General features: G+C 53.2%; 12 protein-coding genes. 7 read left to right on the top strand and 5 right to left on the bottom strand.

The window, feature by feature from the left end; all coding sequences use genetic code 11:
- Positions 1-27: 27 nt before the first annotated feature.
- The 7 genes from BLU70_RS06590 (at position 28) to BLU70_RS06560 (ending at position 12121) form a co-directional block, all read left to right on the top strand.
- Positions 28-1272, top strand: coding sequence for an enolase C-terminal domain-like protein (locus BLU70_RS06590; RefSeq protein ID WP_218129481.1), 1245 nt, complete (start codon positions 28-30; stop codon positions 1270-1272).
- A gap of 24 nt (positions 1273-1296) precedes the next feature.
- The gene (locus BLU70_RS06585; protein WP_040288239.1) at positions 1297-2064 is read left to right on the top strand and encodes an SDR family NAD(P)-dependent oxidoreductase; all 768 of its coding nucleotides are present in this window, start codon (positions 1297-1299) and stop codon (positions 2062-2064) included.
- A 40-nt stretch (positions 2065-2104) separates the two neighbouring features.
- A complete protein-coding gene (locus BLU70_RS06580; RefSeq protein ID WP_074692869.1) occupies positions 2105-4201 on the top strand; it encodes a glycoside hydrolase family 52 protein in 2097 nt (698 codons plus the stop codon).
- Positions 4202-4248: 47 nt separating this feature from the next.
- Complete coding sequence (locus tag BLU70_RS06575) at positions 4249-6330, top strand: alpha-glucuronidase family glycosyl hydrolase (protein WP_074692799.1); 2082 nt, start codon at positions 4249-4251, stop codon at positions 6328-6330.
- A gap of 28 nt (positions 6331-6358) precedes the next feature.
- Complete coding sequence (locus BLU70_RS06570; RefSeq protein WP_074692796.1) at positions 6359-7657, top strand: metallophosphoesterase family protein; 1299 nt, start codon at positions 6359-6361, stop codon at positions 7655-7657.
- Entirely contained in the window at positions 7654-11175 is a 3522-nt protein-coding gene (locus BLU70_RS06565; RefSeq protein ID WP_074692794.1) for an AAA family ATPase, read from the top strand. The genes BLU70_RS06570 and BLU70_RS06565 overlap by 4 nt, the downstream gene beginning before the upstream one ends.
- 304 nt (positions 11176-11479) lie before the next feature.
- Positions 11480-12121 carry a DUF2306 domain-containing protein gene (locus BLU70_RS06560; protein WP_074692793.1) on the top strand — a complete coding sequence of 214 codons (642 nt, stop codon included), beginning with the start codon at positions 11480-11482 and terminating at the stop codon, positions 12119-12121.
- A 143-nt stretch (positions 12122-12264) separates the two neighbouring features.
- Here the strand turns inward: BLU70_RS06560 and mctP are convergent, their stop codons facing one another.
- The 5 genes from mctP to BLU70_RS06535 all read right to left on the bottom strand — a co-directional run bounded on the left by mctP (position 12265) and on the right by BLU70_RS06535 (position 17973).
- Positions 12265-13776, bottom strand: a complete 1512-nt coding sequence (mctP, locus tag BLU70_RS06555; protein WP_074692791.1) for a monocarboxylate uptake permease MctP — start codon at positions 13774-13776, stop codon at positions 12265-12267.
- A 30-nt stretch (positions 13777-13806) separates the two neighbouring features.
- Positions 13807-14019 carry a DUF3311 domain-containing protein gene (locus BLU70_RS06550; RefSeq protein WP_006445457.1) on the bottom strand — a complete coding sequence of 71 codons (213 nt, stop codon included), beginning with the start codon at positions 14017-14019 and terminating at the stop codon, positions 13807-13809.
- A gap of 225 nt (positions 14020-14244) precedes the next feature.
- Positions 14245-15930 carry an ATP-binding protein gene (locus BLU70_RS06545; RefSeq protein WP_074692788.1) on the bottom strand — a complete coding sequence of 562 codons (1686 nt, stop codon included), beginning with the start codon at positions 15928-15930 and terminating at the stop codon, positions 14245-14247.
- Positions 15911-16429, bottom strand: a complete 519-nt coding sequence (locus BLU70_RS06540; RefSeq protein ID WP_074692785.1) for a DUF5317 family protein — start codon at positions 16427-16429, stop codon at positions 15911-15913. Before BLU70_RS06540 ends, BLU70_RS06545 begins: the two co-directional genes overlap by 20 nt.
- A 416-nt stretch (positions 16430-16845) precedes the next feature.
- Positions 16846-17973, bottom strand: coding sequence for an FUSC family protein (locus BLU70_RS06535; protein ID WP_006445454.1), 1128 nt, complete (start codon positions 17971-17973; stop codon positions 16846-16848).
- Positions 17974-18035: the final 62 nt, after the last annotated feature.

Here is an 18035-nt window from a genome sequence, read left to right as displayed (position 1 = left end):
GCCGCCTCATACCATGAGGCAAATGACATGAAGACCGGGGAGGATGAAGCGATGCGCATCACGGATATCATCGCGACAACCGTTACCGTGCCGCTGGAAGCTCCGTTGCGGCATAGTAACGGCGCGCATTGGGGGCGGTTTGTGCGCACCATTGTTGAAGTTCACACGGATGAGGGCATCGTGGGTATTGGTGAAATGGGCGGCGGCGGCGAGAGTGCGGAACAAGCCTTCGCCGCGCTGAAAACTTATTTGGTCGGGCATGATCCGTATCGGCTGGAGGAACTTCGGTTCAAAATTGCCAATCCGACCGCCAGCTTGTATAACAATCGAACGCAATTGCTGGCCGCGATTGAGTTTGCGTGTCTTGATATTATCGGCAAACACCTCGGGCGTCCGGTCTATGATCTTTTAGGAGGTAAATTGCGAGACGAAGTTGAATTTGCAAGCTACCTGTTCTTTCGTTTGCCGAACGAACAGACGGGTGAAGGCGAAATTCGCACAGTGCAACAGCTCATCCAGTACACGGAGCGATTGCGGGACATGCATGGATTTCGCGTACACAAGTTGAAAGGTGGAGTCTTTCACCCGGATTATGAGTTAGAATGTTATCTAGCGCTCGCAAACGCTTTCCCAGAGGACCGGCTTCGTTACGATCCGAATGCGGCGTTAAGTCTGGAGGATGCCATTCGTTTTGGGAAGGCCATCGAACATGTTCATAACGATTACTTTGAAGATCCGACGTTTGGACTCCATGGCAACCGTCGACTTCGCGAATTTGTCCGGATTCCAATTGCCACGAATACGTTTGTCATCAACTTCGAGCAGCTCGCGGCAAATATTTTGCAGCCGGCTATCGACGTGATTTTGCTCGATACGACGTTTTGGGGTGGCATCCGCCCGTGTGTCAAGGCCGCCGCGGTGTGCGAGACGTTCCAACTGCCGATTGCGGTTCACTCGTCCGGGGAGCTTGGCATTCAGTTGGCAACCATGCTTCATCTGGGCGCCGTCTTGCCCAACCTGACCTATGCCGCCGACGCACATTATCATCATCTGCTTGACGACGTCATTAAGGGAGGCAAGCTTCACTATGAAAACGGGTGCATCCGTGTGCCAGATGGCCCGGGCCTTGGTGTAGTGCTTGATCGCGATAAAGTAAGCGAATATGCGGAACTTTACAAACGGCTAGGTGGATATCCGTACGATCGCGACCCAGCGCGCGCGGACTGGTTCCCATTGATTCCGAATACGCGTTGGGCAGACCATCGGGCGTGATCGATAGGGGCAGGAGGGAACGTTATGCGATTGCAAGGTAAAGTGGCTCTGGTCACTGGCGGAGGCCGTGGTATCGGCGCGGCTATTGCGCGGAGGATGGCGTCAGAAGGCGCGAATGTATGTGTCGTGAGTCGGACGGACTCGGAGCTACAGGCACAGGCGGCGTGGATCCGCGAACACACAGCCGCAGCTGTTGCTGTCGCGGTTGGTGATGTCAGCAACCCACAGGATGTGGAGCGCACGGTCGCTGAGGCCATTGCACATTTTGGGCACGTTGATATCCTCGTCAACTGCGCTGGTATTTCGGTGGCGCACGCTTCGGTAGACCTGCCCTTCGAACGGTGGAAGCAGTGCCTCAACGTCAATCTCGACGGCACATTTTTATATTGTCAGGCGGTCGGCAGGCGGATGATTGAGCGCGGGCAGGGTGGCAAAATCATCAACATTACCTCACTGGTCGCCCATGCGGCGATTCCTGAACGTGCAGCATACGCCGCGAGTAAGGGTGGCGTCAAGCAGTTGACGCAAAACTTGGCCTTGGAGTGGGCGAAGTACAACATACAGGTCAATTCCATTAGTCCAGGATTCATCATGACCGAAATTGTGCGCGATTACATTGCTCGTGGCATTCACAAGCCGGAGAAAATGGTTGCGCGCATCCCGGCTGGCAGAATGGGGGAAGTTGACGACATCGCAGGCCCAGCGGTCTTTCTTGCGTCACCCGATAGCGATTACATCACGGGGACGACCCTCCTTGTGGACGGCGGATTCTTGGCGAACGGATACGTGTAACGACAGCGAGTACAACAAACAATGGAGTGAATCGACGAAGATGCCGAAGAATATGTATTTTAATGCACATCACAGTCCGATTGGCGCGTTTTCTAGTTTTACACTCGGCTTTCCGGGAGCAAATGCCGGTTTTGATCTGGAACTTGGACGACCACCGCAGACCAGCGTATACATCGGTCTGGAGACGCGTGCAGGTGGTCAGTTTGAAGCTTTGCCGTTCTTCGAAGTCGGAGAAGACGAGAGTTTGCGCTATGATGTGGAAAAAGAAGTAAACCCAAATGCGCTTCGGCGGTTGCGTCCATTTGGGCGATCCGACGTGACGCGCAACTTTCAAATTGGTAGTGATACTTGGCAAGCAGGGGATTTGACGTTTACCCTGTACAACCAAGTGGCAGGTGTACCGGATCCGGAACAAGGCGATACCCAGGAACTTCGCCGAGTGCTCCTTCCGGCCGTGATCGCAGAAATGACGGTCGATAATCGCACAGGAACGAAAGCGCGTCGCGCTTTCTTCGGCTACGAAGGTGGCGATCCATACTCGGCCATGCGCCACATAACGGGCCATGGATTGGTGGGCGTCGGACAAGGGCGGATCACCGCGATTGCGACGGCACATACCGATGTCAGACCTGCGACGCATTTCAGTATGGAGGATATCCTGACGACTGAGCTTGAGGAAAACTGGACGTTTGGCCTCGGCCGCACGGGTGCGCTGATCATGGATGTGCCACCTGGTGAAGTGCGGACGTATACGTTCGTCATCTGTTTTTATCGCGGTGGCATCGTGACCACCGGCTTGGACGGTTCGTATTGGTACACGCGATACTATCGGAACATTGAAGAGGTAGCAGAGGCAGCCATAGCTTCCTTTAGCGAGATACGTGCTTGCGCACTGCAGGCGAACGAGCGTCTGGCCAAAGCCGATCTGAATGACGATCAGAAATTCATGATGGCACATGCCATTCGGAGCTACTACGGATCGACCGAATTGCTGGATGTCGATGGAAAGCCAGTTTGGATTGTCAACGAGGGCGAGTATCGAATGATGAATACGTTCGATCTCACCGTCGATCAACTGTTCTTCGAGTTGAAGATGAACCCGTGGACCGTGCGCAATGAACTCGATTTATTCGTCGATCGTTACAGCTACGAGGATCACGTCCGTTTCCCGGGTGAAGAAGCGCTGCATCCGGGTGGGATCAGTTTCACACACGACATGGGTGTGGCCAATGCGTTTTCGCGTCCCCATTATTCATCCTATGAGGAATATGGATTGACCGGATGCTTTTCGCATATGACGCACGAGCAGTTGGTCAACTGGATTTTGTGCGCCGCAGTGTACGTCGAGCAAACGGGGGACCAAGCGTGGTTCACACGCCGTTTGCCTATCTATGAACAGTGCTTGACGAGCTTGCTCCATCGCGATCATCCAGATCCGGAAAAACGCAATGGTGTGATGGGCTTAGACAGCGACCGAACCATGGGTGGTAGCGAAATCACGACGTATGACAGCCTGGATGTGTCTTTGGGGCAGGCCCGTAACAACTTGTACTTGGCCAGCAAGACTTGGGCAGCGTACCTAGCCCTTTCGCGATCGTTTGCGCGAGCAGGCCGCACTGATTTGGCACAGACGGCGCAAGCACAGGCAGAGCGCACAGCGCAGACGATTGTCAGCCACCAGACGAAAGACGGGTATATCCCGGCCGTGATGGGCGAAGGAAACGATTCACGCATCATACCTGCCATCGAGGGTCTGGTCTTCCCGCTCTACATGGGGTGCCCGGAGGTTCTCGACGAAAATGGCGCATACGCAGAACTTATCCAAGCTTTGCGCCGCCATTTGGAGACCGTTTTGGTCGAAGGTGTTTGTCTCTTCCCGGACGGCGGCTGGAAAATTTCATCGACCAGCGACAACTCGTGGTTAAGCAAAATTTATCTGTGCCAGTTTATTGCCCGCAAGGTCTTCGGGTTGCCTTGGGAAGAGGCGGGGCGCCGGGCTGATGCAGCGCATGTTCAGTGGTTGACACACCCGACATGGTCGGTTTGGAGCTGGAGCGACCAGATTGTCCGTGGCGAATTTCACGGCAGTAAGTACTACCCGCGTGGCGTGACGAGTATTCTCTGGCTCGACGAGTAATTGGCGGATGGCACGTGACAACCGCCTGTGTCGAAAGGAGGGCATTCTTGGTGAAGACAACGCAAGACCATCGTGCGTCAACGACGGCGGTCAACCGCGACTACGCCGCGTGGTTACAGGCGACACCTGTCGCAGTGGATGCAGAGACGTATCCATTTACGCAAGCCATCGTTTGGCGAGCAGGCACCCGTGTGCTGGACACGGCAGCGGCGGAGTTGTGCCAAGGTATCGAGGAGGCGTTTGCCATCGAGCCGAAAGTGGGTGAGGCCGCGCGGACGGCTCCTTGCCGCCTCTACCTGGGTCTCGTACGTGACCTTCCAGACTCTGTTGCCCACCAAGTATCCGCGTATATTCAGCAAGTTCACGGTGACGGCTATGCCATCGTGCCGGTCGAGAATGGTTCCCTTGCCATCGCCGGTCATACCGAGGCAGGCTGCTTGTATGGCGCCTTTCACCTAATGCGGATCATCCGCATGGGGCAGCCACTGGCAGAGCCCATCGTGCAGTCGCCGCAGAATGAACTGCGCATGATCAACCACTGGGACAACGCCGATGGCAGTATTGAGCGCGGGTATGCAGGCAAGTCGCTGTTCTATCGTTCCAACACGGTGCAATTCGATCCGGTGCGCGTGCGCGACTACGCCCGCCTACTCGCGTCTGTGGGCATCAATTCCATCGCGGTCAACAACGTGAACGTGCATCGGGTGGAAACCCAGTTTGTCACAGACGCATACCTTCCGTCCTTGGCAAGATTGGCAGATTTGTTTCGCGATTACGGCGTCCGTATCTTCTTGAGCGTCAACTTTGCCAGCCCAGTCGAACTGGGTCACCTCGCGACAGCCGATCCGCTTGATCCTGAGGTGCAGGCTTGGTGGAATGCGGCGGCGGATCGAATTTATCGGTATATTCCGGACTTCGGTGGATTTCTGGTCAAGGCTGATTCCGAGTTCCGGCCCGGGCCTTTCACCTATGGGCGCGATCACGCCGACGGCGCGAACATGTTGGCGCAATCGCTTAAACCGCACGGCGGTCTCGTCATTTGGCGCTGCTTTGTGTACAACTGCCTGCAGGACTGGCGAGATCGAAAAACGGACCGCGCACGAGCGGCATTTGATCACTTTACACCGCTCGATGGGCGCTTTGCCGACAACGTCCTCTTGCAGATCAAGAATGGTCCCATGGACTTTCAAGTCCGGGAGCCAGTCTCGCCGTTGTTTGGTGGGTTGTCCAGAACGAATCAGATGCTCGAGTTGCAAATCACACAAGAATATACCGGGCAACAGAAACATGTGTGCTATCTCATCCCACAGTGGAAAGAGATTTTGGACTTTGATACTCACGCTTGCGGGCAGGGATCAACCGTCGCTCGTTGTGCGTCAGGCGAACTGTTCGGGCGTGCCCATGGTGGCATCGCCGGCGTCGTGAATGTCGGCGACGATCCGAATTGGACGGGGCACTCCTTCGCGCAGGCAAATCTGTACGGATTTGGGCGCCTCGCTTGGGATCCGTCCCTGTCTGTGGAAACCATCACGGCCGAGTGGGTTCGGTTGACGTATGGCGATGATTGTGACGTCGTCAAGGCGCTTACGGACATTCTCCTGACGTCATGGCGCACTTATGAAGACTATACCGCCCCGCTTGGCGTCGGGTGGATGGTCAACCCTGGCCATCACTATGGTCCAAACGTCGACGGGTACGAGTATTCCAAATGGGGGACGTACCACTTTGCAGACTGCTACGGCATTGGCGTCGATCGTACGATGGCGACGGGAACCGGTTACACAGGGCAATATCACGAACCGAATCGGAGCCTATACGAGAACCTCGAAACCTGCCCAGACGAGTTGTTGCTGTTCTTCCACCACGTGCCCTATACACATCGTCTGCAGTCGGGGAAAACGGTGATTCAACACATCTACGACACTCACTTCAGCGGCGTTGAGGCCGTGGAGCGGATGCGCAGGGTCTGGGCGGAACTTGCCGATAAGGTCGATCCGGAGCGCCATCACGCCGTGTGTGCTCGCTTAGACACGCAGTTGCAAGACGCCATCGAGTGGCGAGACGTGATCAACACGTACTTTTATCGAAAGTCAGGCATTCCAGACGAGCAGGGAAGAACCATCTTCTAACAAAAGGAACACTTGTCCGATCTCGCGAATGGATCAACTCATCAGCTTGATCGGGACAGGAGGGGTTCATCTGTTTACGTTCGTACACTGTGCAGACTTGCACTTGGATAGTCCTTTGCATGGGTTGTCGGGGCGCGCGGACGCCCCGATTGACCAGTTGCGGTCAGCGACGAGGCGCGCCCTTGAGAACCTGGTTGATTTTTGTGTTCGCGAATCGGTGCACTTTGTCGTGATCGCCGGGGACGTTTACGATGGCGATTGGAAGGACTATCATACAGGCCTGTTTTTCCGCAAATGCATGGCGCGCCTCGGCGAAGCCGGGATCCCCGTGTTTTTCATTCGCGGTAACCACGACGCAGCGAGCATCATCACGCGCGAACTGCGCTTGCCGGATAACGTGTTCGAGTTTTCCGTATTGGAGCCAGAGACCCACTATCTTGAGGACATTGGCGTGGCCATCCATGGCCAAGGTTTTGCGAAGCGCGACGTTCGCGAAAATCTTGCCATTTCATATCCGGATCCTGTTCCAGGTTATTTCAACATCGGTCTCTTGCATACGGCAGTGCAGGGACAAGCCGGGCACGACACATACGCCCCTTGCCGCATCGACGATCTCCGGCACAAGGGCTACGACTACTGGGCTTTGGGCCACATTCACATGCGCCAAATCCTCCATGAATACCCTCATATTGTGTATCCCGGAAATCTGCAAGGAAGACATATTCGCGAAACAGGAGCCAAGGGTTGTACCGTTGTGCGGGTCGATGGCGGGCGCGTCGTCGATTTGCGGCAACAACCTTTGGACGTGTTGCGTTGGGAAGTGTGCGAAATCGCGATCGACGGCGTGACGGATCTCCATGAAGTGGTGGATCGGACTGCAAGCTCATTGGCGAAGCTGACGCATGCACATCAGGGGTATCCCTTGGCCGTGCGCGCAGTGCTGACTGGTGAAACCGAGATACACGGTGCCTTGCTTGGCGATGAAGACCGCGTCTATGCCGAAGTGATAGGCATCGCACAAGATATCGGGTCACACATATGGATTGAGCAGGTCCGTATCGACACCAGGCCAGTTGCTACGGCAGAGCAGCGTCTGGATCAAGCGACCTCGGATTGGCTCGTCAGCGCATTACAGGCCGCGCGTGGCGATGTGCATCTCCTGGACCAATTTGTCAGGGATATGCAGTCCACACAGGATCGCCATGGCTATTTCGATCACGGAGCTGACACTTCGTATATTCGCTCTCGCGACGACGTTCTACGCTTGCTGGACGAGGCTGAGGCGATGTTGTACGCACAGTTGGCGAGGGGGAGTGACCAGCGATGAAACTACAGACACTTACCGTTCAACACGTACAACATTTTCATGATCTCGCTTTCGATTTTCGCGGCGATGTCAATTTTCACGTGTTGTATGGACCGAACGAGGCGGGAAAGACCACACTGTTGCAGATTGTTCTCGATTGGTTGTTTGGCGGCACACCATCGCTTGGCTACACCAAGTCCTCGAGAATCATGGGTACGGTGGTGAATGCCCATGGCCGTGAGCTTGCCTTCACACGGACGATACAACGCAACAAGCTGGTCGCCGCCATGGCCGATGCCACCCTGGAGCAAGATTTGCAAGCATGCTTGCAAGGGCATGACCGCAGCCGGTACGAGCTGCTTTATGGACTGAATCACGAGCGCCTGCGGGAAGGTGGCGAAGGATTGTTGTCCACTCAAGGCGATGCCGCCACCTCTCTGTTTGCGGCTGGTGGCGGGGTCGCCATGTTGCAGCGGCACATCGACACATTGAGCCAGCGGGCGGGGGAATTGGTTGGTCCAAGGAACAATGCGATCACGAGAAAATTCACGGGAGCAATGAATCTCTATCGCCAGCTCATGCGTGAAATTGACGAAAAAGCCTTGCGGGGCCAGGACTTTACACGGCTTCAACAAGAGATAGAGAAATTGCGTCAGATGCGCGTTGACGGTCGGGAACAGGAACGCGTGATCGAACGCGAGCGGGCACGGCTCGAGCGGCTGAAACGAGTTCGGGGTTCCTTGCTCGAATTGGCTGCACTGCAAGAAGAATTGCGTTCATTTGCGGACATGTCGCCGCTGACCGAAGAGGACGAACGGGCACTCGAGCAAATTCTTGAGCTTCGCGTACAATCCGCTCAGTCCCTTCATGGGTTACGAACGCGTATTGAACAACTGGAGGAGCAACGCAAAGCGATTGTCATCGACAAGCTGGCATTGCGCTACGCAGATGAGGTAAACGCACTTCTTGAACGGGTGGGCCAGTATGAAAACCTCCTCGAGAGCGATCTACCGCGTTTGGAGAAAGAATATACAGAAGCCGTTCGCCGTTGCGATGCAATGTTGGAAAGGATGACCATTCGCCTTGAGGATGGGGCGACGGAGCTGTTGCACGAAACGCTGATGCTTGACGAGCTATATGAAGTCGCCGAGCTATGGCAAAGGGCCATGCAGGATGCCGAGCGCGTTCGCGGCGATTTGCATGTGTCCACGGACGAGGTCAAACGTCGGGAAGATGCTTGGTTGGCATTTGGCGATGTCCCAGACATTGCACGCTGGCAAACATGGCTGGAGGACGCTTTACAGGCTGGTCACAATCGGATCGACACAGACATTCAAGAGTTGCAGCAAGCGATGTGCTTTGAGCGCAGAAAACTGGAACAGCTCCTCAGTCGGCAACGACTCGTTCAGACAGACATCGAGCATGTGGCCAAGTTGCCGATCCCCCTTGAGGAGACCATAAACCAATACGAGAAGGACTTTTCGCGAATCGACGAGGAATTGCGGGAATGCCGTCGCGAGTTGGAGAAGGAACGGCGGCGTGTGTCCGACTTGGAAGATGAATTGGAACGCCTGGAGGGCTTCGCGTCCGTGCCGACCGCGGAGGACTTGCAGGCAGCTCGTGCCCAGCGGGACACGGGCTGGGCATTGATCAAGGCGATGATCACCGGTGGCGTTTCGACCGAAGCAGATGTCGCTCGTTATCTTGACGAAATGGGTGAAACGTCGTTGTCGTCGGCGTTTGAACGGGCAATCGCGAATGCCGACGAGCTTGTGGATGAGATGCTGCAAGACGCTGCTCGGTTTGCGGATCGCGCGGCCAAGACGCTGGAGAAGGAACAGACACTTCGGCGGATCGAGCAGCGGCACCAGTGCATGCAAAGTCTGTTGGAAACAAGGGATCAGCTTACGAAGGATTGGGTGGCCGCCTGGGCGGATTGTGGACTGGTTCCTGGTTCGCCAAGGGAAATGAAACAGTGGTTGATTGAGTTTCAGCAACCTGTGCGCGATCGATATGCGACATTGCTGGAGCAGATGGCTAAGCTTGAACACTACGAGGAGCTTCGCCAGCAATTGCGATCCCGCCTAGAACTTGCAGCGGCCGACTTGCAGGTGGCGATTCGCCCGGAATGGACGATTGCTGAGTGGATGCAAGAGATCCTGCGCAAGTGTCACGACTTTGCCGCGTTAGCACAGCAGAAACAAGCCGCAAAACAGGCGTTGGACGAGGAGCGGGATCGGCAGCAGCACAGGGTGCAGGAACTTGCGGTGCAGGAGCAAAAGGCCGCTCAATATGCTGAGCGGTGGCAGGCCTTGCGCGCAGAGTTGCGACTTCTTCCGGAAACACCAGATGTGACATTTGTTCGTCTGCTCTCTGAATGGCAAACACAGGCCGCACAGGTTGAGCGGCTCGCAAGAGAATTGCAGGAAGCAAAGGCTTCGCGCCATCGCTTTGAAAAGGACGTACACAGCATTCTTGAGGAACTGAGTGAGCCGGTGGCTCCCGGGACATCGTACGGCACGGTTGTTCGTCGGCTACAGGCGCGAGTCAGCCAGGCAATAGAAGCGCTGAATCGGTTAGACAGCGTGGAGCAGGAATTGACGAAGACCCATGAGCAATTGCGAAATACGGAGTCAAGTTTGCAGTTTGGTTTACAGGAGATGGAACGTTACAGCCGGATCACCGGCGATGTGACCCCTGAGGCGTGTCGGCACGTGATTGCTAAATCGCGGCGGTATCGACATTTGGAGGAAAAGATGCGCACTTTGCAGACGAGTGTCGTTGCCGTAGCGGATGGTGTGCCACTTGAAAAGTTACAGGCCGAACTGGCTGAGTATCCGGATCCGGACGAACTTGAGCGTGCACTTCAAGAACATGTCGACAGCTTGCGCGATTTGCGAGAGCAACTGGAACATACCAGCGATGCACTGCGCGAGTGTGAAATCCAATTCGAAGAGATGAATCGGGAGCGTGCGGATGCCGCAACAAAACGCCAAGAAGCAGAGGCCAAGTTGGCCGAGGCGGATCGCTACTGGCGCGAATATCTGCGCGTAGAGTTGGCTCGGCGCTTGTTGCAAAGAGCCATCGAATGGTTCCATGAGCAAAATCCGTCCACGGTTCTGGATCGGTCTTCTATGTTCTTTCGGCGTCTGACGTGCGGTCGCTACGAAAAGATCGATATTGCGTATGAAGTAGGCGGATCGCGACTTGTCGTTGAGGATGCGTCAGGCAAAGCGAGATCTGTTGCGCAACTGAGCGATGGTACACGAGACCAGCTTTATCTGGCACTGCGCCTGGGCTTTATCGAGAATCACCTCCAATTTGCACCTGGACTGCCGCTTATGATGGATGATATCCTCGTCCATTTTGATGATGAGCGGACGTTGGCAACGCTTGAAGTGTTGAGCGAGTTGTCTGCTCATACGCAGGTGTTTTACTTTACGCATCATCAGTTTTTAGTCGATGCCGCCAAAAGGATGTTCGGCCATCGCGTTGTGGTTCACCATCTGGTGGAGGTACCCGAGGAGTCTACGGTGTGAGCGAGATTCGTTTTGTAGGTGTTTGTGATACTGCATGTTTGTAGGCGTCAAATAGCGCATACCTTGACACGGACGTTGCCACATCTGCTTCTGTGGTGCGCCCGAGAGACCCATAAAGAAAAGGCTCTGCCCAAAATGGCAGGGCCTTTTCTTTATAAGCCCAGCGTGATAAGTCCGCTCGGCTGGCCATGGGTATGCACAAACGACGGGCCTCGTCATCAAGGTGTCGTCGAACAGATGGTTACGCTTGTTCGTGCACAATTTGGCAACCTGCGGTATCATGATTTCCATTGGAGGCGTTGGTATGTTGCGACGACGTTACCTGGGAGATGCTGCAATTGGCATCGCGCTCGCATATGCCCTGTACATGCTATTTAGCAGTTTGATTGCTGATCCGCAGGATGTATCGTTCCTTTCCCATAAGGTCGGAATTGCGCGCCACGTGAATCATCCTATATGGATCATGATGTTGCATATTCACATTGTGGCTGCTGTTATTGCCATTGTCAGCGGCATGCTCAATTGGACGCTGACCGGAGAACGCCGTCAACCGAGTGTGCATCGCATGGTCGGCTATCTATATATCGCATCTGTACTTGGCGTGGACGGAACATCGGGTTATTTAGCGCCCTTTGCCACAGGCGGTGAACTCCCGACCGTGGCGTTCAATACGTTGAACGTGTACTGGCTGATCGTTACTGTACTTGCTTACATCCGGATACGGCAGGGCGATGTAGCGCGACATCGTGCATGGATGTTACGTAGCTATGTGTTTTGTGATACAAACGTCCTTAATCGGGCGTTTACCTACCTCGGTGGACATGTAGGACATTTGCCTTATGCGACTGCCTACACCATCGCAGTATGCTTGAGTATCGTGGTCAATGTCGCCGCTGTAGAATGTTGGCTGTTTGCGCAAAGAAGGGCACATCGGCAAGTCGCTTAATGGATGTGGAGGGCATGTGCTATCTGGATAATGGACTGTTCTCGGTGGTGACCGGGGCTTTTCGCATGAAATAGGGACGTTTCGACAAAACGGGCGGCAGACGGTAGTCACGTTTGCTCGCCCGTTTTTGCGTTACTTTTGCATCAAAGTGAAGCCTCTACGTGGTAATCGCTGTGGCTTGTCTGATCTGAGCCGTTGCTCAGGTTTGCCGCGCGGAACAGCAGTGTAAGGACGACAACAACGACAACATTCAGGACTAGGGCCCAAATACCCGCATAGCCAGCGACGCTATCACCGAACAAGTGCAGTGTGTACGTGGTTGACTTATAACCGGTGGTTCCCCACATATAGATGCCGTAGACGATACCGACCAGCCAACCAATCAGTAATGCGCGTCTGTGGAACCAGCGCGTATACAATCCCAGCACAAGTGCGGGGACTGTCTGCAGGATAAGGATGCCACCTACCTGTTGCATACTGATGGCGTATTGCTGCGGGAAGCCCAGAATAAAGACAAGGGCACCGACCTTAACGAGCAGTGATACAATTTTTGCCACGCGTGCTTCGTGTTCTGATGAAGCGCCTTTGGCAAAGTAGGTTTTGTAGATATTGCGTGTAAATAGGTTGGACGCAGCGATGGACATGATGGCCGCTGGTACAAGGGCGCCGATTGCGATTGCTGCAAACCCGAAGCCGGCGAACCAACTTGGGAATTCCTTAAGAAAAAGCAATGGAACCGCTTGGCTTGTGGATTTGGCATGCACGCCCGCGGCTAGCGCCATGAAGCCCAACAGTGCGACGATGCCGAGCGCGAACGAATAGGCTGGGAGGAGCGCCATATTGCGCTTCACCACACGACGGCTGGAAGCGCTGAAAACGCCAGTCAGGGCGTGCGGGTAGAGAAACAGCGCAAGTGCAGAGCCAAAAGCCAGTGTACCGTAGGTTGCATATTGTTTTGGTGACAGGATGGCGGTGCCTGGCGGATTGTGTGTCGGCAATGCCACTGCAGCTGCATGGAAGATGTGGCCGAAACCGCCGAGTTTCATGGGAATGACAATGACCGATACGATCACGGTGATATAAATCATCAAATCTTTTACCACCGCAATCATCGCAGGAGCCCGCAAGCCGCTGGTGTACGTGTACAGGGCGAGGATAATGAAGGCGATGATGAGCGGCCAGTCGCCGCCGATGCCAATGGCGCTAATCACGGCTTGCATACCGGTCAACTGTAGTGCAATGTATGGCATCGTTGCGACAATACCCGTGAGAGCGATGGCAAGCGAGAGAAGTTTATCGCCGAAGCGTCCCTCAATAAAGTCAGAAGCAGTCACATAGCCGTGCTGTTTGGCCACAGACCAAAAGCGCGGCAGGATCAATAGAAACATAGGGTACACGACGATGGTGTAAGGTACGGCATAAAAACCGAGCGCGCCCGCGCCATACATAAGTGCGGGAACGGCGATGAACGTATAGGCGGTGTAAAGATCACCGCCGACCAAAAACCATGTGATCAGGGTTCCGAAACGCCGTCCTGCTAATCCCCATTCTTCCAAGTGATTTAAATCTGCTCGTCGCCATCTCGCGGCGATAAAACCTAGAACTGTAACAAATATAAAGAAGATAATGAAAACAGCAAACGCGGTCCAGTTCATGACGGGATCGCCCCCTTTCTTTCAAACTCATCAGTCATCTTTAAGTATGAAATATAGAAAGCCTGTAACAATGGCACTAATGATGACCCACATCATCTGGTACCAATAAAAGAGAGGAATTCCCCAGATGGCAGGTGACGCGGTCGCATAGAACTGTGGAAAAAGCGTGCCGATAAGTGGGACAAGGACGAGCAAATACCACCAGCGACGACGATGCGATACAACTTGTTTTGGCTCGTTCATACTAGACACCTCCTTTTACCAGACAGCTTTCGCCGTTGAAGAACGTTGTTTGGAAGTTAACATGGTACCGCTTACACCGCTGTCAAAATATTTATATCTAAAAGGAATGCTCGTGTCAAAGCCCCAACCTATCGTGCGCACATGAGGGGATAGGTTTGTGACTTCACGACCCCAGTGTTCGTTGAAGCAATGATTACCGATCAGGGAATCTGGGTAGCGTTCGAGTTATGATTGTATGATTGGAAGTTTAATTGTTACTCGCGTTCCACGGATTCCGTCGCTATCGAACTGTATACTTCCATGGTGCTCTTGAATGATGTTGTATACGACCATTAACCCGAGGCCAGTACCTTTTTCCTTTGTTGTATAGAAAGGTTGACCTAGGGTGGCGAGAAGGTGCTTGGGTATGCCAGGTCCATTATCGGTGATCTCTATTCTCACAGATTCAGGTTGAACATCATATGAGATTTGTATCAGTCCACCTTGTTCTTCCATGGCCTCTATGCTGTTTTTGAAAAGATTTAGAAAGACCTGTTTGAGTTGACCAGGGTTGCAGTGCAACGTGACATCTGGTGTCTCCATCGCTTCAAAGTAGACATTGGCTTTGTGCGCCTGTCCTTCGAGCAGCGTGATCGTGTCGCGGATCAAGTTGTCCAGGGTGCAGTCGCGGAAGTTGGCTGGTTCCGGTTTTGCGAGAACGAGTAACGAGCTTGCAATGTCCGATATTCGAACAAGCTCAGACCAGACGATGCGGTACGATTCAGGGGCTACCTGATCAAAGTGTTCCCGCAACAGTTGTAGAAACCCCATCACCGAAGTCAACGGATTGCGAATTTCATGAGCAATCCCTGCAGCCAATTGCCCAGCTACAGCCAATTTTTCGGTTTGCAACAGATATTCCTGTTGGCGTAGGCGCTCCGATATGTCACGTGAGACAACGATAAAACACTCGATCTCGTCATTTATCGAATAAACTGGGGAGATCTTGGTTTCCGTCGGGATCACCTTGTCGCCAAATTGTAGGCGTATCAAGTGTTGCGACGTACAGGCATGGGGTGCGTGCAACGCTGCACGCACCGATGTCGGATCTTGAATAAATGTATACAATGATTGGCCAACGATTTCATCAAGTGGTTTGTTAAATAGGCGGGCATGTGACGGTGATGCAAAGGTGATGTCCCCACTCGTATTGACAAGCAGGATGAGATCATCTGTATGATTAGCTATTAATTGGTATTTCTTCGAGACCTCTGATGAGGATTTGACGGCCCTGGAATACTGCTGCCACATGAGAATGAAGCAGATGAGTAGTAAACCTATGGGAAGTAAGGAAACTACTACGTGGTCATAGCGTCCGATGAGGACAAACAAAAGGGAACTGATGGCGACAGAAAGGAAGTTAAAGCCACGGATTGTCGACCACCCGGATGAGGTTCTACCGAGTGACCAGTGGACACCTAGGAAAAGGAGTATATTCACTCCCTCAAAAGTGCTGAAAACTAAAGCAGATTGGAGCACGTCAGGAAGTCCCTTTGCAATGCGAAAGGCGGCCACGCTTGTGAACAGGGATACCTGAAACATGCCAAGGGTCACGAAATAGCGAAACCACCGGATGTCGCGCAAGTTCCAATGATATGCACGGAGGAATGTAACAAGGCAACTCATCGTCATGACTATATCCGCCGCCATCGTGCCATACTCGGTACCTGCCCATATATAGCATAAAATTGAGGTGCTCCACTGCACCCCGCCAGGTAGATATAAGGGATAATAATCTAATATACAAGCCAAGATTGCAACAAATCCAACACTAGGCATCTTGTAAAGGGCGCTTGCGAGCACTGCGCAAACTGGAACCGTGATGCCAATTATGAACAACAAAGTACGGTAGCTATTGCGAATTTGACTCATTTTGATAGCTCGCTCTCGTTTGCGATTCTGTCAGCACAAACCTACTTAATCCGATGCCGACAAGAATATCGCCTGGACTCATAATAAAGGGTGGAATGGGTATCCAGTCACCCAGCCACCACCAGCCATGCATCGTCGCAAAGGAATGGCGTGTACCGGTGTTCGGAGCAACTTCCAAGTGTAAAAAGTGGACGGTGGAAAGCAATACCGGCATTTTCCCACCTGAGATAACAATTGCAATAAGGTTAATAGTGGTTCCCGCCAGCACGAAACGGAGCCCTGATACTTTTCGATTAAGGTATAGCCATATGACAACGAAACCCATAGATAAAGGTAAAAGTCCGTACGCCACTGACGTTCGCAAATTGTCAGCCGCGATTTGACCAACAATGCCTATCAACAAAAGTGGTGTAAACCGAAATCGGATTTCAATCAAAGATAAAAATGAACGGCGGAAAATAAGCATCAACAAAACTGGAACAACAAGGCAATATGGCACAAATATCACTCACCTTAATTAGCAGTTTTATTTTATCATGTGGAGCATAGCGGACAATAAATAAAGAAGAATCGGTAGATACCGATTCTTCTAGTAATAAATTCGAAATTAGCTGGATTATATCCAAGGCCATGGTGCGATGGTTGCCGCGGCAAGCGCAATGATCACGGCAACGGTCATAAGAGCCTCTTTATTAAGAGTCCTTTTCATCGAATTTCACCCCCTATGGTGCAAAATCCGACAACAACAACAATAGAATAGCGTGTCAGCAAATCGAATGCTGTCGATGCGTGTCGATTGAGGTAAGTAAACCTATTTTTTTCACTGTTTTTGGAGAACCGTGAACGTTTATCGGGAATTGGGAAATAGCTCGTCGATATTTGCCGGGAAATATTCGAGGAGGAGGTGGTGGTTGCCTATTTCTCGGGCAGCCACCACAGTAAGCGGATGACCAAGCCGACGCAACATCCGAGCAGTGTATCAATAAATCGTGCATGAATCAGTGTGGGAACGCTGAGGCCGACACGTGCAATCTCTGTAATCGTCAACGCGAGCGGTGTAATAAATATGACAGCTAAGCCGTAGTTGCGCGGAATCAGCAACTCTGTCACTGTTTGTAGCACGAACACAATGCACGCTAGGGCGATATACGATGGTCGGAACGATAAAATAGCACCGGCGATCAGAACGCCTAATGCCGTGCCAAAGGCGCGCTGAATTGCGCGGTGGATGGTACCCATCATTGTTGTCCCGATCAAGGTGGCTGCGCAACCCACAGGTACCCAATACGGGCGAGTGTTCCCGAGTGCATATGCCAAGAGCACTGCACAACAGATGCCTAAGGCCATTCGAAAGCCTGCCATCATATAGGGCGAACGGATGGGCAATGCATGTCGCAACCGCAAGGCTGCCAGTTGGAATGGTGCCCGGTTCATCAAACGCTTGGCGGACTCGGTATGATGGTGCGGTTGTCGCCAGGATAAGCCCCAGGCTATGCCCATGGAAATCACCCACGCGATCGCGCCACCAACCAGAGCGACAGCCGCACGTTCAGGCGCCGCCACAGGATCCACTGGCATGCCGGTGCCAATGGCACATGCCATGATAAAAAAGAATGGTCCTGGGGGCGCAACTTGTAGTGCACTGCACAGAAATGTCGCACATCCCCCGACCAAGGCAAAAACGATAGCCATGCTCGCGGGGGATGCTGCGCTCATCGTCCCGAGTCCGAGGGATACCGATAGTCCTACGGCGACGATGACAAGTTTGAGTGCCAATCGGCGCAGTGGAATGGCAGCTGTATAAATACCCGTAAAGCCGCCGATGGTTGCGAGCAACCCCCACAGCGGTCGGTGGGCTAAAGTGGCCGCAAACAATGGAACAAAGAGACAGAGCCCTGCGCCAAGGGCCCTGCGCCAAGGCCATGGCGCTTTTCTCAACAAGAATGCATGATGCAATTTAGGCGGGTCATGTGGCGAAGCTCCGGCTAAGACTGGTTGACGTAAACGCACTTGTGGCTTTGGATATCTCCTATTTTTGTTCATTTTGTGATACCTCGCGTCGAAGGGTGTATCTTTTTTAGGAGAGAATGCTTTTGATATACGTT

Source organism: Alicyclobacillus hesperidum (assembly GCF_900107035.1).
GTDB lineage: Bacteria > Bacillota > Bacilli > Alicyclobacillales > Alicyclobacillaceae > Alicyclobacillus > Alicyclobacillus hesperidum.
This window is presented reverse-complemented; position numbering and strand designations above follow the sequence as displayed.